The sequence below is a fragment of the Chitinophaga filiformis genome, from assembly GCF_023100805.1.
Lineage (GTDB): Bacteria > Bacteroidota > Bacteroidia > Chitinophagales > Chitinophagaceae > Chitinophaga > Chitinophaga filiformis_B.
In genome coordinates this window covers 5,280,391-5,304,885 of sequence record NZ_CP095855.1, presented here as the reverse complement: position 1 = coordinate 5,304,885, position 24,495 = coordinate 5,280,391, and the positions used below count along the sequence as shown (strand labels likewise).

Here is a 24,495-nt window from a genome sequence, read left to right as displayed (position 1 = left end):
CTTCTTATAATGTTAACCCCGCCCGCGTGGGCGGGGTTTCTTATTGGTAACAGTGAACGCACCTTTTATAGCTGCACTATAAAATAAGTGTTAGATTGACCGTTTTAGCAGGTCTGTCCATTTTATTGTTACCCATTGAATTGTGAACAGCAACCTCACATTTATGAGTAAACCAAATGCCAGCAACAAAATACTTTTGCTGATTCCTTTCTTATTATTGAAATGCTTCCTTGTTCACGCTCAGCAAGGGCCGACAGTGACCAAACTTAACAAACAGCTGCAACAATGCCGTACAGATACTGCCAGAAGCAATGTACTGCAGCACCTGGCGGCATTAAAGGCGGTCGAAAAAAAACGTTTTACGCTGGACTCTTTGAGAGGCAATTATATCTCCGCTATCCGGCACTACCAACAATATATGGTTTTGTCGGATTCTATGGAAATGATGAAGCACGACCGCCAGCTGGCGCAGTTAAAAATAGAATATGAAACAGAACAGAAAGACCGGGAGCTGGAGCTCAAAGAAAAACATATCTCGGTGCTCACTACTGAAACAAGTGCACAAAGAGAATTAATACAGCATGAGGCGACCAGGCGTCATTTTTCCTATGCTATAGGATCCTTGCTGCTGCTGCTATTGCTGATCAGCATTTGGGCATACAATATTAAGCGTCGTGCTAACCTGCAATTGAAACAACAACAGTTTGAGATCAATCAACAAAATATTACCCTGAAAGAACTACTGGACGAGCGGGACTGGTTACTCAAAGAAGTGCATCACCGTGTGAAGAACAACCTCCAGATCGTCATCAGCCTGTTGAATACACAGGCACTTCAGCTGAACAACGAAACCGCGCGACAGGCATTGCGGGAAAGCAGGAACCGTATGCAGGCTATTTCCATCATCCATCAGAAGTTATACCGGTCTGATAGTTTCTCCGGCGTAAATATGCATTACTATTTGAATGAACTGCTGGAATATTTGCAGGATAGCTGCGCTATACACGACATGATGACGGTGGAAATAAATCCTGCTAGCACTGAACTGGATGTATCACAGGCAGTACCTATCGGGCTTATCATCAATGAGGCAGTGGCGAATGCAATCAAATACGCATTACCATCGAACGCAGAACCACACATTCACATCTCACTGTGTTGTGATGATGAACGGGTAACATTATCAATCGCAGACAATGGCCCTGGATTTCCTGCAGACTTTGATCCGGAGACTACCTCTTCTTTCGGTCTTAACCTGATCATTGGATTGGTACGGCAGCTGCGCGGCAAAGTGGAATTTGACAGCAGTGCAGGAGTGCGGATCACTATATCTTTCCAGCAAATGCGCATACTCGTGTAATACATACCTTCCGCTCCTAACAATGCGTCTGTTGATATTTATCAACGTTTTTTTCTGGCATAAGTCAACATGCAACGATTCGCAGTGTTCTAGTTTTGCGTTATCAAACACAGTTCATATGAACATCATCGAATCGCTGCAGTGGCGTTATGCAACAAAGAGAATGACGGGGCAGCAAGTGCCGGACAAGGTCATGGACAACATCCTGGAATCTGTCAGACTGGCTCCCTCAGGTATCGGTCTTCAGCCCTATGAAGTATTTGTTATCACGTCACAGGCATTGAAAGAAAAGATTTACCCTATCGCATTTAACCAGGCAGCAATACTGGAATGTTCTCACCTGCTTGTTTTTGCCCCATGGGATAGTTATACGCCGGAGCGGATTAATCATGTATTTGATTACCTGAATGCAAGCCGTGGACAGTCTTCATCGGTATCAGAACGGCAACGGCAGTTTGCACTTAATTATTTCGCCGGCTTGTCGCAGGAACAGCATTTTCACCATGCTGCCAAACAGGCGCATATCGGATTGGGGCTTGCTGTAGCCGCCGCAGCCCTGCAGCAGATAGACGCAACGCCAATGGAAGGTTTTAACGCCGCTCAACTGGATGAATTATTACAACTTCCGCAAAAAGGCCTTAGAAGTTCTATGCTGATGGCGATAGGGTACAGGTCCGTAGCCAACGACTGGAACCTTCGGCTGAAGAAAGTGAGGAAGCCAATGGAAGAACTGATCACCTATCTGTAAACAATTTAAAATAATAGATGTATGAAACAAAATGGATTTCTTAAAGCGGCAGGCTTTGTGCTGTTAATGATGCTCTTTGCCGGCAGCGCTCAATCACAAAACAAGGTCAGTTTACTGGGCGTTGACCATTTCGGCATCAATGTTCCTGATTTACAACAGGCAGTTAATTTCTTTACAGATGTACTGGACTTTAAGGTAGTGACACAGATTGGACCTGTACCCTTAGATAGTAACTGGAAAGAAGCCAATCACATGAACCAGGCCACTGGCCCCGTAACCATAAAAATGACCCGGGCTGGCGATGGCGCTAACATTGAACTGTTCTATTATGATAAAAATAAGGGCAGTACAACACAGCCTGGTGGTGATGATATTGGCGCTACACACATCGCTTTTTACACAGCTGATATAAAGGCCAGCATCGCGTACCTGAAGTCGAAAGGTGTGACATTCCTTGGGGAGCCCTTCACCATGCCGGTAGGCGATACCGAAGGAGAAACATGGGTTTACTTCCTGACGCCATGGGGTTCTAAAATGGAGTTGGTGACTTATCCTAACGGCAAAGGATATGAGAAACACAATCCCGGTGTTAAACTCTGGTCACCCAAAAACGTTCCCGTAAAACTTTCTGCAGCAGATACGCTCAGCAAAGGACAGCTTCAACAGCTCGCAACCAGGCACCTGGAAATCTGGAATAACACAGCTGCCGCTGCCCGTCTTGCAGGATTGGCCTCCCTTTATACTGCCAATGTACTTTTCGTAGATGCGTCCTATGTATCCACCGGTCAGGAAGGGCTGAATACATTTATTGGCAATCTGCAGCAGTCTCATCCCGGTTTCCGTTTTTCACTTGCCAGGATCGAGGCAAATCATAATATGGTACGGCTGTTCTGGAACTATGGCGATAAGGCCCACCCGTCGCTTGTAAAAGGCGTCGACATTATCACTGTTGAACAGGGCAAAATTAAATCGCTGTATGCATTCCTGGATACGGTAAGTAAATAATTTTTAATAACAATAAAATCTTACTACTGATGGCAACACAACTAAGTAATGAACAGATCATCCGCAACCTTTATCAGGCAGCAGAAGTGCAGGATTCAAAATTATTTGCGTCTATGTTTACTCCTGATGGTTATTTCTGGGACGTTTCTGCCGGAAAGAAATATTATGGTGAAGACATAGGGCTCACTGTTGATATTTATGCAAAAGCATTTCCTGATATGCATCGCGAGTTACTCAGGGTATATGTGAAAGACGAGGAGAATATGGTAATGGTAGAGCTGACATTGAATGGCACGCACAATGGGCCTTTGGAGCTTCCGATCGGTACAATACCAGCTACGGGTAAGACCATTAATACGCCATGTGCGGACTTCTTTTACCTGGAAAATGGCAAGGTCAAATTTTTCCATTGCTATACCGCAGCCACTATATTGTTTGGACAGATTGGTCTGCTGGAAAAATTGAAATAAGCAAGGTGTACATCTCTGATATGCACAGCTCAGGGATGTACGCGCAAAAACAGATTGTATGAAACAAATCATGAAACATATTCCCCGTGTTGTATTTGGGATTGTCTTTTTTATAGCCTTATCTGCATCAGTTGAGCTAATGGCGCAGAAACAAAATCACCAATCGATCTCAGATGAATCATTGGTGGCACAATTACCCGGTTTTAAAAATGGTTATGCAACCATCAATAGTGTCCGGTTACACTATGTGACCGGTGGCAAAGGAAAGGTGTTGGTGTTACTGTCAGGTTGGCCGCAAACGTGGTGGTCATTTCATAAAATGATGCCTGCATTGCAGCAGCATTACACTGTTATCGCTGTAGACTACCGTGGCATGGGCACTTCTGGCCGGCCGGCCGGTGGATATGATAAAAAGACAGTAGCAGGAGATATAGCTGGCTTACTGAAGTCGCTGGGGTATCAGCAGGTATTTGTTGCCGGTCATGATATTGGTGCACAGGTGGCATTTAGCCTGGCAGCTAATTATCCGGACCTGGTCGAAAAGCTGGTGATGATTGACGTGCCTCACCCGGACGAAACGTTTGCTGCTATCCCGATGCTTCCGGCTCCCGGCACCCCCACAGATAAGCTGGACCCTGCACGTCCATATGTCTGGTGGTTTGCATTTAATCAACTTAACGGTCTTCCCGAAGAATTGGTGGCAGGGCGTGCGGCAGTTTTTCAAAAGACGGTGTTCCACTACCTGTTAAAGGATGACAGTTCAATGTCCTCATTTGACCGGGCAGTATATGCGGCTACGTATAACAGCAAGGAAGCCATTCACGCAGGAAATGCCTGGTATCAGGCTTTTCCACAGGATATAGAAGACTATAAGGACTATGCCATGCTGAAAATGCCGGTGCTGGGTATAGGAGGTCCAGGCTATGACTGGCTGAAATATGCCTTACCTAAAAAGGCCGCCGATGTGAAGCTCGTAAAAGTGGAAAATTCCGGGCACTTTTTACCGGAGGAACAGCCGGATGTAACAGTTAGAGAGATAGAACAGTTTTTAAATTGATAACCGGCAATAAAGGCAGCTTCATTTTAAGGGGAGCTGCCTTTTCGATATTGTACCACATTTACCGTTTGAAATGCCACACCCGGGTGAGGGGGAGACCGATCTATCTTATATCTCTAAACGACGTTACAAGTATGATGTATAAATCGTATTTGTAGTAAAAATATATTAAGATGCTGATTAATGATATTCACAAACTCCCTAAATTGCATTTCGTTATAATTTCAATAACACAAATTTCAAATTGAAACATATGCATACAAAGCTCGCTTTAAACCGACTGTTGACCGATCTGGTCGACTTGCCTGATCTCTCAGGTTCAAATCTCAATTATACTTTTGTTAATGCCACTTCCTCTCTGTTAGCCCTACTTCCCCGACTATCCCTACTAGCCCTACTATCCCTACTATCTCTACCGGTCCTACTATAATTCTACAGGACTCCTTACCCCTTCTTTCATAGCTTTTTACGACTTCTTACTATAAAATAATTCAACACATGTATGTATGTGCGCAAAAAATTTGCGTCTGCTTTACCTGCATTGAACTTGTAATTATTTTTTAACCAAAAATTGAATAACATGATGATGTTAAACCATCTCGCATTCCTCATTAACGAGGAAATTCCAAGGCAATTGAGAAAGTCGCCCATTCTCAATCCAAAATTTATCGGCCAGGTAATGTTTAGCCGACATCCGAAACTTGAACATCCTGAACAGGAGTTCTTGTCATCGCTCAAAAATTCAACAAATGATGAGACCATTCGTGTCGCTGTAAAGTCCTGTCAGTACAGCATTGTGCCGCTGTTGGATAAATTGATGCAATGGCTTCCGGACATTGAAGTAAGGCAGATGGACATACTTGATCCTGATCCTGAAGGCAGGTATTTATTTAAGTTCCTCCACAAACTGCTGTTCGATTTGCACCTGTTCCTGGAGAAGAATTTCTACCAGTATATGGACGATGACTACAAGATACCGGCTTACAGCAGGTTTTTGTTTCATGAGTTCATTATGCGAACCTTGGTGACGGTAAAGAGTTCGCCCCGATTCAGGTCGCTCGATGACCGATTGCAGCGCATTGTAACTGCCCCACTGGAAATGTCGGTCTCATCGCCGAATGACGATGATCTCACGTACTGTAACCGCGATTATATTGAAAAGTTGGCGAGTCAGTTACTGGGGTTTGTAAAGAAAGGCAACGACAATGTCTGGCGACTGTACAACCGGCTGCAGTACATCGATTTCAACAGTGCAGATTATGTACGTTATTTAACGTCCCGGTTCAGGGCAGAAACTACCGCCATTGCCGACAACAGGAAAAGGTACATATGGCTCATAGAACGGCGAAAGAAAATTGCGCACCAGCTGGTTGAAAACGGCACATCCTACCGGAGTGGCCAGCAGTCGCTGAAGGCAGTACTGGACGAATGGCTGAAATGGGAGATATACCACACGAAGAGGATGTTAGAGCTCGAAATGATCAGTAAATAGGATGTTAACCCAATTTGTTAAAAACTCAAATAACCATCATTTATGAATAAGCAGTATGCCGGCGTTAATTTCATCCGCCACCTCAATGCATTCTACACCCTTGTCCACGAGCACGAACGACTACGTGCAAACGATATTAGCCTCTATGTGGCCTTGTTTCATTTGTGGAATCTGGCGCATTTTCCGGGAACCTTAATGGTGGACCGGAGTTTAGTGGTGCAGCTCAGCAAGATAGGCTCGCTTCGTACATACCTGCAATGCATGAAGCGGCTACATGACTTTGGTTTCCTGACTTATCATCCGTCCGAAAGACCATTCCTGCGCTGTGCGGTAAAAATGGTCCCGCTGGAAAAAAAAGCACCACAGTCTGTCAAAACCGCTCCACATACAGCGAAAAAAAGTGACCCACATATGCGGAGCAATAAAGATCCAGGTGAGGGGGGCAATTGTGCCCCACATACGGGGGCGATTTTGCTCCACTTTAATAATAATAAACAAATAAACAATTTTATAAACGAGAGTAAAACAGCGCGCGCGCAAAAAAAAAGTAAAGATAAAATTATTGTGCCTGCGGCGCCGGAATTGGAAGAGATATGTGCGTATTTCCGTTCCGCGGCGCAATCAGACAAAGAAGCGGGGCTGTTTTATTTTCATTACAAGGCCATTGGCTGGACTTTGAGCGGCATGCCTATCCTGGATTGGAAGGCCGCCGCGGAAAAATGGATCAGCCGCATTCCTTCATTAAAAAACAATGCTATTGCAAATACCACATCAACAACCGGAGGGCTCGAATCAGCAAAAGACAAACGTTACGATGACCCACTTTGATTACCACTACCTGCTGCAGCAGGTACAAGAGAAAGGCAGTGACCTGTATCGCAGGGATTTTGTGATCGACGATATCGACAGGCCCGTTGTCATGAAGCTGCTCGCTTATTTTCTCCGCGACGGAGAAGTTGCAGCAAAGGAGAACGTTGACCTGCACAAAGGGCTGCTTTTGACCGGGCCCGTAGGCTGCGGCAAAACGTCGATCATGCGCATCCTGTCAAATTTCAGTCTGCCTGACCACCGTCCCATGCTTAAATCTTCTGTGGAGATAAGCCTGGAGTTTACGGACATGGGTAATGACGTGATTATGAGATATAGCAGGAAGGCATTCAATCCTTACAGGCGCATGCCGTATGTTCATTGCTTCGATGATCTTGGCCTTGAGCCCCTGGTTAACTATTGGGGCAATAAGATCAATCTCATGTCACAGATCCTGTTCACCAGGTACAATCTGATGCATTCTCATGGGATGATCACACATGTCATCACACGATTAAATGCCGCAGAACTGGAAACCATCTATGGAGATCATGTGCGTAGCCGCATGCGTGAGATGTTTAACCTGATTGCTTTTCAGCCTGATTCACGCGATAAAAGAAAGTAGTAGTAAGTATAAGAAGGGTAAAACGACGGCCGGGTAGTCTTGCCCGGCCCCACTTTATCAACGCAAAAGTTAGGTAAAGCCCGCAATATTATTTTTTCTGATTTTAAAAAAGATTATTCACTTATGGCGAAAACAAGAAACGTCTTATTAACCGGTTATAAGGTTAGTAAGGCTGTATTACAAGAAGAATTTGTAGTTAAAAATAGAAAGGGCCAGACCTTTCTGACCAAGTATCCTGATATGAGCAATGTGGTTCCATCCGCCGCTCAACTGGATGAAAAATCCAAGTTTGCAGCAGCTGTGGCATATGCCCGGGCAATTGTTAATGATCCGGTACGGAAAGCGAACTACAAAGCGCATCCGGGAAGTACAGTGTATCACAGCGCTATTAAGGACTATCTGAAACAAAGATCGTAACGCAGCACAATCGCCCCGCTGCTTACTGTCTTTACCTGGGCCCCTCGCATATTGTAATTCCGGCTTTTTGCTGCTTCAGATGGATCCTAGGTGGGGTCTTGTTATTATTTGGTCGCTATGAAGCGATGCCTGTCTTTACTGCGCTTTTCTGTAAGTGAATCTGTCATTTTTCCGCTTCTGTATTGTTTGTGTAAAGCTTAATTTGTGCAGATGTAAAGCTGGGATTGAATTTACAATCATCTGTAAAGCTAATGCTGAACCTTATCATAAGAACTGTAAAGTTTTTTTAGTACTAAGATGCCTCACCTCCAAAAAATGTAAAGTTTTTCTTTACTAAGACACATTGCCTTTCAGATACCGGTTTGATTGTCTTATCCTGGTATAGGTTTACACTTTTGGTGAGATAATCCGTTTGAATTTTACAATATTAAAAGATAATCCTAAAAAGGTTGTTTTCTTTAGATTTTAGTCCTGGATCAGGTTGACAGTATCTGCTGTTAATCCTGATTTTGGACCATCTTTTTTCTTGGTTCGCCATCTCCTTACTAATTCCCCTTGTTTTGTATGTGCCTGATTCGGAGTCAGATAGTCGCAGCTTGTATGAGGCCTTTGTTCATTGTAGATGCGGATAGTCTCTGCTACTATAGCAGCCGCGGCTTCATAGTTTTTAAATAACCGGTCCAGGCCAAATTCTAACTTTAATATTCCATTTACTCGCTCAGCAATGGCATTTTCATACGGGTTGCCCTTCTCGGCCATACTAATGCCGACGTGACTATCATTAAGTAATTCTATGTAGTTTTTACTACAATATTGTGACCCTCTGTCAGAGTGGTGAATCAGGCTATATTTGATGGGATTCTTTATATCCGATAAAGCCATTTTTAAGGCCTCAATAGGCCCTTCGGCCTCCAGTGATGGATGTAAGCAATAACCGACGATTTTTCTTGAATAAGCATCAGTTATCAGGCTCAAATAACAGAACCGGGAGCCTACCAAAGGAAGGTAAGTAATATCACTAACCCACACCTGGTTAGCCTGACTAAGCTTCAGCTCTTTAATCAGATTAGGATATTTTTTGAAGGGATGATTAGAATCGGTAGTCCGTATTTTCTTACGTTTTCTTTTACGGACAAGCATTCCATTTTCAGCCAACAGATTGAAAAATCGATCCCTGCCTAATTTAATTTTATGATGTTGAAGAGTTTGTGAAAGCATTCTATGAAGTTTTCTGGCGCCCAGTCGCTTTTGTGAAGCTCTGATTTGCTCCGCTTTGTCAAGAACGATGGCCATTTCCAGGCCAAATTGATGATCGCTGTTTTTCCGCTTATAAAAAGCTTGTCTGCTTTTACCAAACAGTCCGCAAACATTACCCAAATCCTTGTCCGGATAATGTTCTTTTACTCTGCAGACGGCTTGGTACCAGGCTTTTTTTGGATCTCAATATTAAATTGTTCTTCAGCAACTTCGATCATTGTCTGAAAAGCAAATGCCTTTAAATTGGCATGTTCCAGCTTTTTACGGAGTTCTTCATTTTGCTTTCTTAAAGCATCAAACTCCTTTTTTTCCTGTTCTGTCATGGCCGTAGATATTATGGGTTTTTCCAAAGTCGTTTGCCTAAGTTCGGAAGAAAAAAGAGAGTACCAATAAGCTATTTGTGGTTTAGTGATCTTATAACGAGCTGCGACCTGGCTCATGCTTTGGTCTCCGGCCATGTAATCGGCTACGACTTTGTTCATGAACGACTGCTCATATTGGAACTGTGGTCCCAGGCGTCCCTTGCGTCCACCTTTGTTCTGATTGTTTGAATTTTGCATGTTTTACACTTTTTAAGGTGTAAACCTATTTCAGGACCTGACAGATACCGCTTTAATACCGCTAATCTTACGTTAAAGCTACGTTCATGAACGTAAGATTAACGTAAGATTAGCGGTATTAAAGCGGTATTAAACTGGTAAAAAGTAGCATTGAAATACAAACTCGAACAGTGCATTTTTGTGTAAAAATTGGGGAAAAAGGGAAGTGTCAAAATTCTCTTTAAGTGCTGGCTTTACATGAACTTTGTATTCATGAATTACATGGCCGTATTAAACACTCAAATAACTAAAATGAATTGCTTGACAAATCCTATATCCAAATTAAAAACCGTAGTTCGTTCATCAGCTAATCAATACCGGTTATCTCACTTATTCCTGTTACATATCCCAGAAGTACTGATGGGGTTATATCTATCACTTGTTTCAGCCTTTGCATGTATCCATTCAGCTTTATTTGACCTCATTATCCATTCGCATGCGGAACCGCCCGTTTTTGATACTTAAAAAAGATGCAATTCGCGAGATGATCCTGGAAGAGAAGATCGTTTACGCCGCTGTGCAAAGGAATTATATATCTCTTAAGCTCCTGGATGGCCGTACTTTTACAATCAGAAAAAGCCTGCAGCAATTCCAGCAGGAAGCTACTCCGGATCTTTTCGTTCGCATACACAAACGATATCTTGTTTGCATCAACTATATCAGGTTTGTTGATACGGAGGTCACTATGATCGTCGGTGATCCATTACCCATCGGCCGGGAGTACAAGGATGAGTTTTTCAGTCATTTCCGGGTTTGTTAACTGTTCCCATCCTCACCCATTTTGCAGTTCGTCCTCACGTATTTGCAGTTTGTATACATGGATTTGCTGGTTGTACACATGGCCCGGAATGGCCTTGTTAATCGTGCTAATATTGTGTCAGCAATCGCGATCAACAGGGCTGCGCCTAAAACAGGAGAGGGGCGCCTCCTGTTTGACCTGGTGATCATGATTGTGATTAAACAACATTTTTAATCACTAAAACTTATCACTATGGCATATGTAAAAGCAAACCCCTTCACGAAGGGAGTATCCGGTACTATCGGAGATATGATGAACTTTCGCGTCAGAAAGGGAAAGACGGTAGTCGCCGTTAAGCGTGGGCCCAGTTCCAAACCTCCGACTGAAGAACAGCAGGAAACAAACGAACGATTTATAACAGCTTCCCTGTATGCGCAGGATGCAATGAGAGATCCTGCCATAAAAGCGCTGTATCAGAAAGCGGCAAAAGGTGGGCAGACCGCATATAATGTAGCCTTGCGGGACGCCATGAGTCCCCCTGTCATTGATGGTTTAGACACCGGTGGCTATAAAGGAACAGTCGGTGACCAGATCGCTGTCAAGGCAAGAGATGTCATTACCCCGGCGTCGGTAAAAGTTGCCATCTTTTCGGAGACTGGCGTTTTACTGGAACAGGGAGATGCCGTCATCAAAGCAAAGGACAGACGTTTCTGGATTTACACGGTAACTACCGCCAATGCAGCACTGCCCGGTACGAGGGTAGTTGCTACTGCGATTGATGTACCAGGTAATGCAGCCGAGAAGACTGCTACTATTTCCTAAGACGTAAACCAGCGCCCCGGTCAGTAGCCGGGGCGTTTTTTTTCACAATTAAAACTTATGTATCATGAGAATTCTTAAGCGGTTATCCATATTTCCTTCAGCAGCTGCAAACATGAGGCAACCGCACGCAAAGCAACAGCCGTTTTCAGACGGAAAGCCAGCTGACAAGCTTCCTGATATCAGGATGGTAATTACTGACTACTACAGACGCGCTATCAACGACATCATCTATATGATTATAAGAGATGTTGATCATGTAATGGTCAGTATCGTATCAGCCGAGGATAGGGAAGTTGAAAAAGGCCCTGCAATGAATAGTAGTGGTGTTTGGAGCTACCGAACCGCCGTTGCGAATCCTGCCTATCCTGGTGGAATGGTGGTGGTAACAGCAGGGAATTTGCAGGGACATCAGACCGAGGCGAGAGTGGCGATTTTTTGAAGATAGGAAGCGTCCGGTAACGTCTCGACGTTTTTTTAGTTAGGGTTCTTTGACAGGTTGCTTGTTGATTAGCTTATTCTGACAATGCGTTCCATCGGAGTTTCCCTTACTGGTTTAACTGTCATCCAACCTTTATCGTTGTATTCGCGTTCGTATTCTCTTTGAAATCCTTTCATTTGCAGCGTTTCATTATCAATCCATTTAATGATTTCTTCATCATTGTCGAGAAGGTCAATTTCCTTTATTTCGGGTAATGGCAACACCATCGGATTTGTAAAGTCAAATATTTTCATATAGTATGGGCCGCCCCAGATACACCCTATTGTAGCTAAAAGGTTTCCGTTAGGTGACAAATGGAAATTCGTCCAGATGTACCCGTCTGTTTTTGGAGAATAGCTTACCATCTTTCTATTGGTCAGATCAATGATGGTCTGTCCTCCAAACAGATCCTCTGCGCAGATCATATATTCGATATTTTTTTTTTCAACCCATGAGTAAAGAATTCTATCCTCGTTAATCAGGAAGTCAAATATTTTCTCATTGGTTGACTGCTGATAGATCTGAGCTCTTGTTATCACGTATTTCTGATCGTATAACATGGTTGCTTCCAATCTAAAATTTTCCGAAGGTGAGATAAAAATTTCGCTCTCAATTTCTGTTATTCTTTGATTAAAAATCTCTTTAAGGCCGGCCCGTATTTCTTCAATATAGTTCATAGCGAATTGTATTCTGCCAAATTAGTCTAAATCTTCATTTGCAAATGTATATTCCGATACAATTTCAGGATTAAACCTGTCATGTGTTGAATAATAATTAGTTAGGTGAAATGGAATGCGAGTAAAGTGCAAGTCCACTCGCAGAATGGGCTGCATAAGTTGCGAAAGTTTATTAAATGGAGCGTTAATTGCTGAGATATAAAGTAAAGCTTGCGGAGTACTGAGCAGGGGGACTCCTGTTTTATCATCACTTCGCATTGCTACTCGTACCTGAAACATTGAAACTTTGAACATATTTTTTGGGTTTCTTACCAATATGCTTTTCAAACACTTTCGTAAAGTGCCCCAGGTTCTCAAATCCCATTTGATAGCCTGCTTCCGACACCGTCAGATTTTCCTCACGTAAAAGTCGTGCAGCTTCTTTCATGCGTAAGTGTTGATAGTAATCGTAGATACCCATGCCAAATACCTGCTTAAAAAGCTTGCGGAGTTTTAGTTCGTTCATACCCGCAATTTGTTTTAATTCTGCGATGCTACTGGGTTGGTTCAATGATGAAATGATTTTGTCCCGTACCAGGTAAACGGCTTCAATTTCCTTCTTGTTCAGTTTCTGCCCAACAGCATTCTGGCGATTCCGCAAACTCTTGAACAGATGGTACAGCAGTTCCATTGCCTTGATTTTGTAGTAAAAACTACTCATCGTGTCCGGCTCTTCCTTTTTGACGATGTCGTTTACGGTGCGTAAAATGTCATCGGTCATCAGTTCTTCTATCCAAAAATTATTAGCACTATCAAAAAGGTACAGAAAGTGTTCAGACTCTTCGTTCAGGAAGTTTTTCAAATACTCAGCACTGATGCTGATGGAAACATGTGTTACACGGGTGTTTTTCTTAAAATGCATCTTTTGGCTGAGCGCATAAGGAAAAATACGCACATAGGGCGGTTCAGTAGTTCCCTTCGTCTTACGCCCGTTCGCTTCATCGTCCGCATTATCCTCAAAGATGTTGTGAAATACAAAACCAATACCGTCTGTTATATGGGATTTTCCTGTTACGCGGGTGAAGTCATTTGTGGTGAAGAATGACCCAAAGTGCATGGCCATGTCGGGCAGGAATGCAAATCCTTTAAAAAAGTTCACCTGAAAGTGTTGCAGCTCCTTTTCTAAAACCAAACCCAGCTTGTTGGTGAATTGAAAAATTCTGCTGTCAATATATTTATTGCCTTGTTCGTTCATTTTTTCGATCAAAAATATTAGTTAATCGAATATTTTACTTGTAAAGCTACAATTAGTTTTGCATTGTAAACAAACACATTACAGTAAATAAATCAAGTGATGAAAAAACAAGTGCTGATATCCGGAGCCAGCTTTGCGGGATTAACGTTAGCATACTGGCTGAATAAATTTGGCTATGGGGTGACAGTAGTGGAACTTGGGAAGGAGCTGAGAACAAGCGGCTCACCTATCGATGTGCGCGGGGAGGCGTTGGATATTGCCCGGGAAATGGGCATACTTGATCAGATCAAAGCCAATGAGTTTATTCATACCGATGAGATTGTGGGCGCCGCAGATCAAACGCTGGCTACATTTGCAATAAATACTTTGCCGGAATACCTGGGTGATATTGAAATTCACCGTGGAGATCTGATAAGGATCATCTACGACGTTATTCCAAAAGATGAGGTTGAGATAATTTTTGATAATAGCATATCCACATTGGTTCAGCATGAAGATCATGTGGAAGTGTGTTTCGAAAAAGGCGAATACAAAACTTATGATTTAGTATTCGGAGCGGACGGCACCCATTCTATTGTCAGAAAGCTCACATTCGGACCTGAGGAAGCGTTTAAGAAGTTTCTGGGTGTTTACTTCGCATTTGCCGGCACAGATCGGATACAAACAGGCAGGCCAAAATCTACAGGCATCGTGTATCGCGAGCTGGGCAAACAGGCGGTGATCTATCAATTCCAGAACGGCGTGAACACTATCCTTGTTTTCCGTGCGCCTAAACTGGATTGGCATTACCGGGACCGTGAGCAGCCTAAGCGCATTTTAAGAGAATATTTCGGCGGCAATACCAATTGGAAGATCCCTGAAATACTGGACTCGATGCTTGGCGCCGATGACCTTTATTTCGATGAAGCATGTCAGATTGATATGCCGGTTTGGACAAAAGGCCGTGTAGGCCTGATAGGGGATGCTGCATACGCACCGAGCTTTTTCACCGGCATGGGCACCAGCCTGGCTATGCAGGGAGCAACCTTGCTGGCTAAAGAGCTGCAGGCCAGTGACGATCACAGTGCTGCTTTTGCAAACTATAACGAGCTGTTTAAACCCTTTGTGGAGCGCATTCAGGCACGCGTTGCTCATAGTTTAAAAGTTCAATTACCGGAAACGGAAGAAGAATTACAGGCTTCCTTGAGGGCCTGGAGCAATAGCGAACAATCCTCATAGAAGTGATTGGGCCGGGGTCCAGCCGATCCGTATATCAGTTGAGTCCTGATTGCAATTTGTTTTACGTGGCTTGCCGGCCCTTTCTATCGCCTGTATGTTCCAAACAACCTGTCCCAAAGGTTTGTGTAGAAGCCAAAATTGTAGCCAACATGCTCATGATGATCATGATGGAAAGTTGAAGTGCCTAAATATTTGAGTAGCGGCCATTGGCGTATTGTGGCAGGAAGCGGTTCTATGCCCAGGTGCCCCGTAAGTCCGAAAGCGAGGTTCAGGATGAGGTACAGGATGATGGCATAGATATCAAAGGGAAAGATCACAAGCAGGAACAGCCACAGGGCGCCGAAGCAAACGGTTTCTACCGGGTGCAGAATGAACAGGTCCATTGGTTTGGGATGTATTGCCTGGTGATGCAAGCTGTGAACAGCCTGGTAAAGAAAAGTTTTGTGTATCAGGTAATGGAAAAGGAACATAAGCAGGTCCATTGCCATGAACAAAAGCAGGAAATGCGTTGCAATCGTCCATGAAACTTCATAGCTGATTATAATGAATCCCTGCTTCCACAGCCAGTAGCCGGCATAAGTAACCAGGGTGTTCAGCACATTAGTGCCTGCACAAATGATCCACTCATTGCGTGTAGCGGCAATAAGGGTCACGGCATGTGGCGACAACCGCCGTTGGATATTCCTGCCTGCTACCAGCACCAGTGCAGTGAGCAGCACATTTTCCACCAGGAAGATGGCGCCGATAAGCACTTCAGGTAAGTTAGCGAACGATTGCAGGAATTCTTGCATAGAATGATAATCAGTCTAAAAATAGCTAAATATCGCATAAAAGAAAAAGGGCGGTATCGGGAGATACGTCCTCCTCAAACAGGTAAATGCGCTTGGAAAGTGGTACGGGTGTTAAAGTTTGCCACTCCATTTCTTCGGTTTCGTACCCATATGTTTTTCAAATAGTCGTCCAAAATAACTAAGATTGGTAAATCCAAGGTGGTAACCTGCTTCTGAAACAGATAGTTTTTCCTCTTTCAGCAGCCTGGCCGCCTCTATGATGCGAATATGCTGATGATAATCAGAAAGGCCTTTACCAAATACCTGTATAAAAAGTTTACGAAGTTTTTGCTCATTCATCCCACTTATCTTTACAAGTTCGGCGATTGGTATCGACTTATCTAAAGAACTGGCCATTGCATTCCGGACCCTATAAATGCCGTCGATCTCAGTTACATTCATATGCTGATGTGAAATGGTCTCCCTTCTGGACAGATTTCTGAATAAATAGTAGATCATTCCCATACAGTGGTGTTTATAAAAGAAGTCCGGCAACAAAATTCCTTCATTAACGCCGAGCACTTCGTCAACCAGGGCGGCAATTTCGGGCGACATAAATTCTTCGATCCAGAAAGTTCGTTCGAGGTCAAAAAGATAATGGAACCTTGATTCGTCCTTGCCGAGGAATTGTTTCAAAAAATTTATGTCTATAAGGATAGTGATTTGCCGTAACTGCGTCTCTTTCGAGAATCTTACGGTACTGCCCAGGTGTAATGGCGTAATACGCACGTGAGCGCGTTCGTGATGATGACCATTATGGGCTGCAGCTTGCCTGTCGGCAAAGACGTTCTGAAATGAGATCATCAGTCCATTTTTGATAATTGTAACTGGATTGCGCTCAAAAATAAAATCCTCTTTTGCCAGTACAGAACGGATCATAATTAACATGTCCGGCAACAGATCTATTACTTTAATGTCACGCAAACCCAGGCTATCCAGTGCTGCAGCGCTCATGTTGAGCGGTGTGCCAACCCTGGACGCAAGATCAAACATCAGTTCTTTAGGATTCTCCTGCTTCATTTTAGTGGACTATTTTTCCTCGTTATCGGGCTATTTTATGCATGAAGCTATAAATACTTTTGTGTAAAACAAACCAGAAGAAAATGAAAAAACGGATTATTATTTCAGGAGGTGGTATTGCAGGACTAACAGCGGCCAAGTTGTTGCATAACATGGGGCATGAGATCATTGTAATAGATAAGGGTAAGCAGTTCAATAAAGCAGGCTTTTTGGTTTCGCTTAAAAGCTTTGGGGTTGAAATAATGGATGAACTTGGACTAAAGCGCCATTTAATAGCCGAATCAACACCATCTGAACTTATGCATTGGCTCGATGCAAATGGAGGTATGATCCGTAATATAAGCTATAAAGAAGTTAACAAAAATACCAGCCAGTCAATTTTAATTACCCGCGGCGGATTGCATAACGTACTATACGAAGACATAAGAGACAAAGTTGAGATCTTATTTAACACCACGATTGACCACCTGCAACAAGATGCCGGAAAGGTGCACGTCACACTTTCCAGTGGTATAACAGCGGTCGCCGATATGGTCATTGTATCAGAAGGGTTGCGCTCATTGACAAGATCAAGGTACTTTCCCGAAAGCCGGCTGGAAGACTTTAACTTGTTGTACATGGGCGGCAGGCTTGTAGGAAAACATTCCTATAGTATAGGAACAGTAAGCACTTACTTAGACGTTAATAAAATGCTGTCTGTTTATCCGATCAACAGCAATGAGGTTGCCATTCAATGTTATATTTATACAACTGACGAACTAGCGAAAATACATTCCAATATAAAAGAAATACTGAAAGATAACTTTAAATCCTATAGTGCTGAGGTACGTCATTTAATTGACGGAATAACAGATAGCAGTCAGCCATTCGTAGACAAGATGGGTATGGTATACACACCGGATCTTTTTAATGGCAATATTGTTTTACTGGGGGACGCCGGTTATTGTCCCACAGCAATGTCGGGTATGGGTGCTTCACTTTCGATATATGGGGCGAAGGCATTGGCACATTTTCTTTCGCAATCATCGAATGATATTTCAACTTCATTGGTTAACTATGACAAACTCATGAAGCCGATAATAAAGAAATTTCAGGACAACGCCAGAAACAACGCCCGCTCGTTTATACCAAAAAGTGAAGCCGATCTGTCAAAGTTCTCGCAACTATTTAGAACTGCTTCAGATGCTGAGGTGAGTAAGATGATGACCGACCAGCTTTTCCTAACAGCGGAGCAACGGAAATTCATCGTTAATTAGCGGAAATTAACAAGAGCGTTCATGATTATCATGCAGAGGGCGCAACAGATGCTTACTGCTGCACCATGATCACGATGCATTCCTATGGCAGGATTTGAGTAATGGTAGACCTGGAGGGGCACATCGTATATTTGTTGGTTATTTTTTGCCGACAAATATATTGATGGTCCCTTAAAATCTATTACGAAGACATTCCCTTAAATTCCGTAGGTCTCATGTTTGTCAATTGGTAGAAATTATTGCTGAACGCTGATATATTGGAGTATCCGACTTCATAAGCAATTTCGGTCATATTCAGATCGGTGTCTTTAATCAGTTCCATCGCGCGGATAATTCTCAACATCTTTACATACTGAACGAAAGTGATGTGAAGTTTCGTCTGAAATAGTCTTGTCAAACTTCTCACGCTCATTCCCGATTTCACCGCCGTTTCTTCCAGGGTAAGATTTTCATTGAGCCGGCTTCGAAGTTGACCGACAATAGCCTGGAGGCGCTGATCGTCAGTAGTAGGCAGTTGGATCGAAAACTTTTGAAGATTTTCCCTGGACAATACATTTTTCAGTGTTGTTAAAAACTCAAATTCCCACGAACCTTTGTGATAATCGCCCTGCCATTTTTCGGTGAAAGAAAGCATTTCAGATAAAAGTTTACTCACCGGATAAATTCCCATTTCATCGTAAAAACCGCCCATACTTTTTCCTGGAAAATAGATGTTGATAATATAAAGGTCCTGCGTATTAAACATCAGGTTGTGAGGATATTTTTTCGGGATCCAGATATAGTGATTGGATGGAATATAGAAATCCTTTTCAGCTGTCTGCAGGTAAGCAATTCCCCCAAAAACCAATAACAACTGGGCCTTATCGTGCTGATGTGAAGGCAAACGCTGTTCGGTTTGCTGGCGCATAACCAGGATTGATTTCGGATTTTGATCAACACTATTTATAAGTTGTTTAAGAATATCCATATGGCCAAAATTAACAAATATTAGGCTAATTATATAAAAGGACTAGTTTCAGCCGGAGATAATTTTGCTGCATAAATAATAATTGTAAGTCATGATGAAACAGCAAATCATAAAACCGGATAAAGATATTGAGCCTATGGCCCAAGACAAGCCTTCTGATGATGCGGCATTGCATTCAGCAGAAGAAATTGATGCATCCAATATTTACTTGCCTGCTTATGCTGATCCTTTTATGCCGATGATGGATTTAACCTTTGTCTTTGATGAATTAAGAAAGATGGTAAACAGCTGGTTCTTAAGTAAGAGTGAAGGTACAATCAATAAAAAGAGGGGGGCATGAAATCATACAGTTCAACGTCAATTTTGGGCGCTATACTGCTGCTGTTCGCAGCGCCTCTCTATGCCCAGGATGTAACGAATACCCAGGTATTTAGTTTGGAAGAAATGTGGAAGATCGCAGAAATGAATAACCGCCAGTTAAAACTATCGGATTTAAATCTTCAGGCAAGCAAGCTGGAGGTACTTGAAGCTAAAGACCGGCTGCTGCCGGAACTTTCAATAGGGGGAGATCTGAAAGCCAATTCAAAATTTCTCATTTATGACAATGGATTATTTTCCTCTCCGCAGGATGTACCTGTAAAAGGTTATGGCTACGGAGTTGGCTACAGCCTGAATTTTACCCTCTTCAACGGTGGTAAAGACAAAAGGAATATCAGGATGAGGCAGGAAGAAGAGACGCGTAGTCAATATGAAGTTGATATGCAAAAGCACAGTGTAAAATACAGTATTGCGGATGCTTATTTGGGCCTGTATAAGTTGCTGAACTTCCGTGATTTTATTGCTGCAGAAATAGCCGCGGAGAAAAAGCAGCTATTACTCATTGAAAGCTTGCACAAAAACGGTATTGTGCTAAAGAGTGATGTGCTGAGGACCTCGGTGAAATTGTCGCAGTTGGAATTAAACCTTTCAGATATTGAAAAGAGGATCGATATCACCAAACAACGCCTGAATGTATTGATGGGACGTGATAATGGAGAGCAATTTAATATTACTTATAGGAGTGGTTTTGGAACGGACACCAACATGGGAGAGGATTACGCCGATTACGTCGATATCGCGCTCAACCAATCGCCGGAGTATAAAATTGTCACCAGCGATCTTAGATTGAGTGAGATGAATATCAGGCAAATTAAAGCGGCCCTGTTACCTAAAGTTTCCTTGTATTCCAATTATAATTATACCTATCCGCAGATCTCATTTTATCCTTACTCGAACGATTTATGGGGATTTGGACAAACAGGCGTTAAGGTGCAGTTTTCGATTGATAATTTATTCAAAAGCAAACATTCCATTGCACGTGCGCAGGTCGTAAATGATCAGGCGAAAGAAAAGGCCAATATTAAAAGGGATGCAATTTTCATCCAGGTAAAAGAGGCGTTTTTACAACAGCAACAGGCTTTGGAAAGTGTAGCAACGGCAGAAAAAAATATCACTAAAACGGCCGAAAGCGTCAGGGTCATTAGAAACAGCTACCTCAACCAGGAATCACTGTTGACAGATCTTTTGGAAGCAGAGAATGCCCTGCTGGAGGCAAAGTTTAACCTGACAACCGCACAAACCAATTTAGAACTTAGTCATATCCGGCTACTTGCAATCGTTGGAATCCTTTAATACAAACAATATGAAAGAAAACAGAACAGATAAAATAATCGTGACGTTAACAAAATGGTTTGGACTCGCCTTGTTTGTCGCGATCGTCATTTGGGCAGCCATTTATTTTTTAAAAGGATACCGATATGAACAAACCAATGATGCACAGGTGGATGCCTATTTATCTCCGGTGAATGCTAAGGTGGGCGGCTATATCAGCAGGATTTATTACAAGGACAATCAGCAGGTTCGAAAAGGGGACACGCTTGTGGTTATTGAGATCGATGAATACAGACTAAAAAGAGATGCCGCATCCGCCGAGCTAATGAGTGCGCACGCAAAATTGCCTGTTTTGGCTGCTAATGAAGAAACACAGATCAGGAGCGTCGAAGTAATAAAAGCACAGCTCTCAGGTGCAAAAGCAAGATTGGACCAGCAGCAGAGAGAATTTAACCGTTATAGAAATCTATTGGCAGATGAATCGACCACCCGGCAAAAATTCGAGAATGTCAGTTCCGCTTTAGCTATTACCCAATCTGACTACGACCAGGCAAATGCTTCCCTGAAGGTGGCAGAATCCAAACTGAAGGACCTTAGAACACAGCAAGATGTGATAAGGGCAGAGATCAAAATCAGGGAAGCGCTGCTCGAACGGCAGGAGCTGGACATTAAATATACTGTAATCACCGCGCCTTTTGATGGGCAGATCGGGAAAAAGACCATTCAGGAAGGGCAATTGATACAACCAGGGCAAACATTGGCATTCCTGGTGAACAGATCCGAAGAAAAATGGGTGATTGCCAACTTCAAGGAAACACAGATAGGTCATTTCAGGATCGGGCAGGCAGTATCAATAGAAGTAGATGCTTTTCCGAACGAAAAATTCAGCGGAGCCATTGAATCACTTTCCCCAACCACGGGTTCCCGTTATTCATTACTTCCGCCGGACAATGCTACAGGTAACTTTGTTAAAGTTATACAACGTATTCCTGTAAGGATCAAACTGACCGACAAGCCGGAAAAATTAGACGGTCTCTCTGCCGGAATGAATGCCAATGTTTACGTTTTAAAGGATTAGTCATGCAAGCACATAAAATTCCGGTTTTCAAACCATGGGTATCCGAATGGATGGCAAGATCCGTGATATTTGCGATTCTCATGACCTGCCTGTTTTGTTTCGCCTTTTACAGCAGTCCTGTTGCGGCAATGGGTTTTTACGGCGTCCAGCCCGCCGATGTTCAATATGGCATGGTGGTTGTTTATGGCTCAACCGTAGCTTTTCTGGCCCTGGATTTTCGCATTGTAAAGTATTTTGCTCCAAGGAGATACCTGATCATGGCACTAGCCATCAATGCGGTATGTTCCATCATCTGCTTTCATTTCAAAACTTGGACGCTATTTGTCATCTGCCAGTTTGTGCAAGGGATTACCTGTGCGTTGATGTCAGGCATCGTCTTACAACTCACTTTCCCAAGATTGGAGTCAACACGTGCCCGGGTGATCGCATATAGTCTCCTTTATGGAAGCATACAGATCTCCGTTCAGGTGTATTCGATCTATGCCAGTGTGGTGCTTCATTTTTACGACTTCAACTGGCTGTTTTATGGTCTCAATATAATACTCATCATCCTGACATTTATTGTGTTGTTGACAATGAATAGCAAAGCACGATTTACAAAAAAGATACCGCTTTACCAGGTGGATTGGGTGGGGTACCTGTTTTATGTATCTTTTATTTTGATATCAGGCTACATATTGATCTATGGACGCCAGTTGGGCTGGTTTGACAATCCGTTGATTGTTCTTCTCTGCTTTATCAATGTGATCATCTTTATGCTATTTGTGATAAGGGCATTGAAGCTCAAACGACCCTTGATCAACCTGCAGATTTTCAAGGTAAAGAATTTTGTCATCGGCCTGCTGCTGCTTTTTACATTTTACATTTTCAAAGGAAGTACCGGACTGGCTTACGGGTATCTTGAAGTCATTTTAGGTAATGATCCAATCAGTACTGTTCCAATATGGATCGCGGTAATTGCGGGGACTGTTCTGAGTATGTTTGTTACCTCCCGCTTTGTACTGATGGGATACAACCTGGTAAGGATTATCATAGCAGGTTTTGGTTTGATGGCGATCTATTATGCTTATATGATACTTTTTATTTCAGTACAGGGAGAAACAATTGACTTCATCCTGCCCATGTTTATCTATGGCGCTGCAACAGGCGTTTTATTTGTTCCAATTGTGTTGTTCACAACTTCTGCAGCACCGCCAAAGATTGCGGTAAATGCATCACTTATTGGGATTTTTTCCAGGTTCACTGGCTTTACGGCCAGTCTGGTTCTTAATACGGAGCTTCAATTATTTTTCAAATCTGCAGTTAGGGAGAAGGTCCGGGAAACACTGGTGGAAATTAACCCACAATTGCCTGTTACTTTGACGGATATCCAAAACAAGTATATAGATGCAGGCAGCGATATCTATACAGCAAAAGGAGTTGCAGGAACGTATTTTAATCAGCTGGTGGGGCAGCAAATAATGGCTCGTGCGGCAAGAGATTATTATGATCTGATGCTTTTTGGAGTAGTAGGTGTCATCGTGATGTTGTTATTGTTGCCTCAGATTCAGCATGTGGTACTTAGATTAAAGAAAGGAAATATACCTTATTAGTGTCTTTTCGATCAGGGGGTAGTGCTATTTCTCTGGTTAAGGCGTCCTTTTCAGCCCCGATACTCCGTACCGCCTATCGCCCAGGCATGAGGTAATCTTTTATATGCATAATATTATATATTTGTAGCTCCTTTTAATAAGGAGCTGTAAATATTTTCTCCCAATAAATTGACTTTTAATTGTATGCTGTACTTTAGCTATAATGCCTTTTGTTTAGGAGCATTGATCTTCTTAGCTATTTCGCTTAGCAACTTTATTTATGTATGGCTTTGCAAAATGTGGAAGGTTACGATCATGGAGTTTGCCATTTTCCTGGATCCTTTCTTTTCTATACTCAGGAAGAGAATTAATGGTACAACATATCAATTAGGCTGGTTGCCGATAGGGGCCTATATTAAGCCATTAGGAATGTTAAAGGAGGATTTGGGAAGCATTGCTATAAAGGAATTACCATTTTCTTTTTTGCATAAGTCAAGGACAAAGCAAACGGTCCTTCGCCTAATACCTTCCCTGGTTTGGTTGTTTGTCTTACTGTTAAGCCTCTGCACCCTAAAAGGACCGGCGAGTATTTTTCAGGCTACAACAGAAATGCTTAATTACATTATTCTGGCTGTCAGGACAATGTTTGGTTTGAGTGCAGCTAATGAACTCGTGACAAGGACAAATGATTTGCTGATTGATAAGAATATCATATCGGTCGCTTTGACATTATTGATTTCAATCCTTCTTGTTCTTACTTCCCTGTCAAAACTTGTGGGTATATTTTCACGTGATGAGAAAAGTATCAGTTGGCTGATAAAGCTACCTGGCTATGTAATAATCGCTTTCGGTGCGTATTTGACCTTTTGGAAAATTCCCACATTTGTTTTTTCTTTTTTTCCATTTCACCAAAATGTAAGCTACGTACTTAGTTTTACTTTAGGACTGTACCTGATCGGTTTGCTATCTTTTATAGTCGCAATGATATTTGGGAAATTGAAACTGGTAGGTTGACCCGCATTAGCGATGGACGATGAAGGATGCCATTGACATTACGCTGTCATTCCCATATTCCCAGGGTTTTCATGACCACTGTTTTATATTGGCGGCCAATCGGA

26 protein-coding genes are annotated in these 24,495 nt (G+C 42.7%); 19 read left to right on the top strand and 7 right to left on the bottom strand.

Annotated features, from left to right (window positions below):
- Nucleotides 1-163: 163 nt before the first annotated feature.
- The 9 genes from MYF79_RS20585 (at nucleotide 164) to MYF79_RS20545 (ending at nucleotide 7,981) form a co-directional block, all read left to right on the top strand.
- Entirely contained in the window at nucleotides 164-1,360 is a 1,197-nt protein-coding gene (locus tag MYF79_RS20585) for a sensor histidine kinase (protein ID WP_247809645.1), read from the top strand.
- Between the two features lie 118 nt (nucleotides 1,361-1,478).
- On the top strand, nucleotides 1,479-2,108 hold the full coding sequence (locus MYF79_RS20580; protein WP_247809644.1) for a nitroreductase family protein: 630 nt from the start codon (nucleotides 1,479-1,481) through the stop codon (nucleotides 2,106-2,108).
- A 21-nt stretch (nucleotides 2,109-2,129) separates the two neighbouring features.
- On the top strand, nucleotides 2,130-3,113 hold the full coding sequence (locus tag MYF79_RS20575; protein WP_247809642.1) for a VOC family protein: 984 nt from the start codon (nucleotides 2,130-2,132) through the stop codon (nucleotides 3,111-3,113).
- Between the two features lie 29 nt (nucleotides 3,114-3,142).
- Nucleotides 3,143-3,583, top strand: coding sequence for a nuclear transport factor 2 family protein (locus tag MYF79_RS20570; protein ID WP_247809637.1), 441 nt, complete (start codon nucleotides 3,143-3,145; stop codon nucleotides 3,581-3,583).
- 58 nt (nucleotides 3,584-3,641) lie between these two features.
- Nucleotides 3,642-4,640: an alpha/beta fold hydrolase gene (locus MYF79_RS20565; protein WP_247809636.1), complete on the top strand. Its 999-nt coding sequence runs from the start codon at nucleotides 3,642-3,644 to the stop codon at nucleotides 4,638-4,640.
- A gap of 580 nt (nucleotides 4,641-5,220) precedes the next feature.
- On the top strand, nucleotides 5,221-6,132 hold the full coding sequence (locus MYF79_RS20560; RefSeq protein WP_247809634.1) for a hypothetical protein: 912 nt from the start codon (nucleotides 5,221-5,223) through the stop codon (nucleotides 6,130-6,132).
- A gap of 42 nt (nucleotides 6,133-6,174) precedes the next feature.
- A complete protein-coding gene (locus MYF79_RS20555) occupies nucleotides 6,175-6,960 on the top strand; it encodes a hypothetical protein (protein WP_247809632.1) in 786 nt (261 codons plus the stop codon).
- The gene (locus tag MYF79_RS20550) at nucleotides 6,947-7,564 is read left to right on the top strand and encodes a hypothetical protein (RefSeq protein ID WP_247809630.1); all 618 of its coding nucleotides are present in this window, start codon (nucleotides 6,947-6,949) and stop codon (nucleotides 7,562-7,564) included. The genes MYF79_RS20555 and MYF79_RS20550 overlap by 14 nt, the downstream gene beginning before the upstream one ends.
- Nucleotides 7,565-7,603: 39 nt before the next feature.
- Nucleotides 7,604-7,981, top strand: coding sequence for a hypothetical protein (locus tag MYF79_RS20545; protein ID WP_247809628.1), 378 nt, complete (start codon nucleotides 7,604-7,606; stop codon nucleotides 7,979-7,981).
- Nucleotides 7,982-8,446: 465 nt separating this feature from the next.
- On the opposite strand, the gene MYF79_RS20540 is transcribed toward MYF79_RS20545, so the two are convergent.
- Both MYF79_RS20540 and MYF79_RS20535 read right to left on the bottom strand, forming a co-directional pair.
- Complete coding sequence (locus MYF79_RS20540; RefSeq protein WP_247809346.1) at nucleotides 8,447-9,358, bottom strand: IS3 family transposase; 912 nt, start codon at nucleotides 9,356-9,358, stop codon at nucleotides 8,447-8,449.
- Between the two features lie 23 nt (nucleotides 9,359-9,381).
- The gene (locus tag MYF79_RS20535; RefSeq protein WP_247809347.1) at nucleotides 9,382-9,798 is read right to left on the bottom strand and encodes a hypothetical protein; all 417 of its coding nucleotides are present in this window, start codon (nucleotides 9,796-9,798) and stop codon (nucleotides 9,382-9,384) included.
- 493 nt (nucleotides 9,799-10,291) lie between these two features.
- Between MYF79_RS20535 and MYF79_RS20530 the strand changes: the two genes are divergently transcribed.
- From MYF79_RS20530 to MYF79_RS20520, 3 genes are all read left to right on the top strand, one after another.
- On the top strand, nucleotides 10,292-10,597 hold the full coding sequence (locus MYF79_RS20530) for a LytTR family DNA-binding domain-containing protein (protein WP_247809627.1): 306 nt from the start codon (nucleotides 10,292-10,294) through the stop codon (nucleotides 10,595-10,597).
- A gap of 231 nt (nucleotides 10,598-10,828) precedes the next feature.
- The gene (locus MYF79_RS20525) at nucleotides 10,829-11,398 is read left to right on the top strand and encodes a hypothetical protein (protein WP_247809626.1); all 570 of its coding nucleotides are present in this window, start codon (nucleotides 10,829-10,831) and stop codon (nucleotides 11,396-11,398) included.
- A 64-nt stretch (nucleotides 11,399-11,462) separates the two neighbouring features.
- Nucleotides 11,463-11,837, top strand: coding sequence for a hypothetical protein (locus MYF79_RS20520; RefSeq protein ID WP_247809625.1), 375 nt, complete (start codon nucleotides 11,463-11,465; stop codon nucleotides 11,835-11,837).
- 68 nt (nucleotides 11,838-11,905) lie between these two features.
- Here MYF79_RS20520 and MYF79_RS20515 read toward each other — a convergent pair whose 3' ends face one another.
- A complete protein-coding gene (locus MYF79_RS20515; protein WP_247809623.1) occupies nucleotides 11,906-12,553 on the bottom strand; it encodes a hypothetical protein in 648 nt (215 codons plus the stop codon).
- Between the two features lie 247 nt (nucleotides 12,554-12,800).
- A complete protein-coding gene (locus MYF79_RS20510; RefSeq protein WP_247809621.1) occupies nucleotides 12,801-13,799 on the bottom strand; it encodes a helix-turn-helix domain-containing protein in 999 nt (332 codons plus the stop codon).
- An 87-nt stretch (nucleotides 13,800-13,886) separates the two neighbouring features.
- Here MYF79_RS20510 and MYF79_RS20505 point away from each other — a divergent pair, with 87 nt between their 5' ends.
- On the top strand, nucleotides 13,887-15,005 hold the full coding sequence (locus tag MYF79_RS20505) for an FAD-dependent monooxygenase (RefSeq protein ID WP_247809619.1): 1,119 nt from the start codon (nucleotides 13,887-13,889) through the stop codon (nucleotides 15,003-15,005).
- An 83-nt stretch (nucleotides 15,006-15,088) separates the two neighbouring features.
- Here MYF79_RS20505 and MYF79_RS20500 read toward each other — a convergent pair whose 3' ends face one another.
- Together MYF79_RS20500 and MYF79_RS20495 are read right to left on the bottom strand one after the other, a co-directional pair.
- Nucleotides 15,089-15,796, bottom strand: a complete 708-nt coding sequence (locus MYF79_RS20500) for a sterol desaturase family protein (protein ID WP_247809612.1) — start codon at nucleotides 15,794-15,796, stop codon at nucleotides 15,089-15,091.
- A gap of 111 nt (nucleotides 15,797-15,907) precedes the next feature.
- The gene (locus tag MYF79_RS20495; protein ID WP_247809610.1) at nucleotides 15,908-16,855 is read right to left on the bottom strand and encodes a helix-turn-helix domain-containing protein; all 948 of its coding nucleotides are present in this window, start codon (nucleotides 16,853-16,855) and stop codon (nucleotides 15,908-15,910) included.
- A gap of 83 nt (nucleotides 16,856-16,938) precedes the next feature.
- On the opposite strand from MYF79_RS20495, the gene MYF79_RS20490 reads away from it, so the two are divergent.
- Nucleotides 16,939-18,111: an FAD-dependent monooxygenase gene (locus MYF79_RS20490; RefSeq protein ID WP_247809608.1), complete on the top strand. Its 1,173-nt coding sequence runs from the start codon at nucleotides 16,939-16,941 to the stop codon at nucleotides 18,109-18,111.
- Between the two features lie 181 nt (nucleotides 18,112-18,292).
- Here MYF79_RS20490 and MYF79_RS20485 read toward each other — a convergent pair whose 3' ends face one another.
- A complete protein-coding gene (locus tag MYF79_RS20485) occupies nucleotides 18,293-19,078 on the bottom strand; it encodes a helix-turn-helix domain-containing protein (protein ID WP_247809606.1) in 786 nt (261 codons plus the stop codon).
- A 91-nt stretch (nucleotides 19,079-19,169) separates the two neighbouring features.
- Between MYF79_RS20485 and MYF79_RS20480 the strand changes: the two genes are divergently transcribed.
- The 5 genes from MYF79_RS20480 (at nucleotide 19,170) to MYF79_RS20460 (ending at nucleotide 24,391) form a co-directional block, all read left to right on the top strand.
- The gene (locus tag MYF79_RS20480; RefSeq protein WP_247809601.1) at nucleotides 19,170-19,418 is read left to right on the top strand and encodes a hypothetical protein; all 249 of its coding nucleotides are present in this window, start codon (nucleotides 19,170-19,172) and stop codon (nucleotides 19,416-19,418) included.
- Nucleotides 19,415-20,749 carry a TolC family protein gene (locus MYF79_RS20475; RefSeq protein WP_247809599.1) on the top strand — a complete coding sequence of 445 codons (1,335 nt, stop codon included), beginning with the start codon at nucleotides 19,415-19,417 and terminating at the stop codon, nucleotides 20,747-20,749. Before MYF79_RS20480 ends, MYF79_RS20475 begins: the two co-directional genes overlap by 4 nt.
- Nucleotides 20,750-20,759: 10 nt before the next feature.
- The gene (locus MYF79_RS20470) at nucleotides 20,760-21,806 is read left to right on the top strand and encodes an HlyD family secretion protein (protein WP_247809597.1); all 1,047 of its coding nucleotides are present in this window, start codon (nucleotides 20,760-20,762) and stop codon (nucleotides 21,804-21,806) included.
- Nucleotides 21,807-21,808: 2 nt separating this feature from the next.
- The gene (locus tag MYF79_RS20465; protein WP_247809596.1) at nucleotides 21,809-23,398 is read left to right on the top strand and encodes an MFS transporter; all 1,590 of its coding nucleotides are present in this window, start codon (nucleotides 21,809-21,811) and stop codon (nucleotides 23,396-23,398) included.
- A 183-nt stretch (nucleotides 23,399-23,581) separates the two neighbouring features.
- Nucleotides 23,582-24,391, top strand: a complete 810-nt coding sequence (locus MYF79_RS20460) for a hypothetical protein (protein ID WP_247809595.1) — start codon at nucleotides 23,582-23,584, stop codon at nucleotides 24,389-24,391.
- Nucleotides 24,392-24,495: the final 104 nt, after the last annotated feature.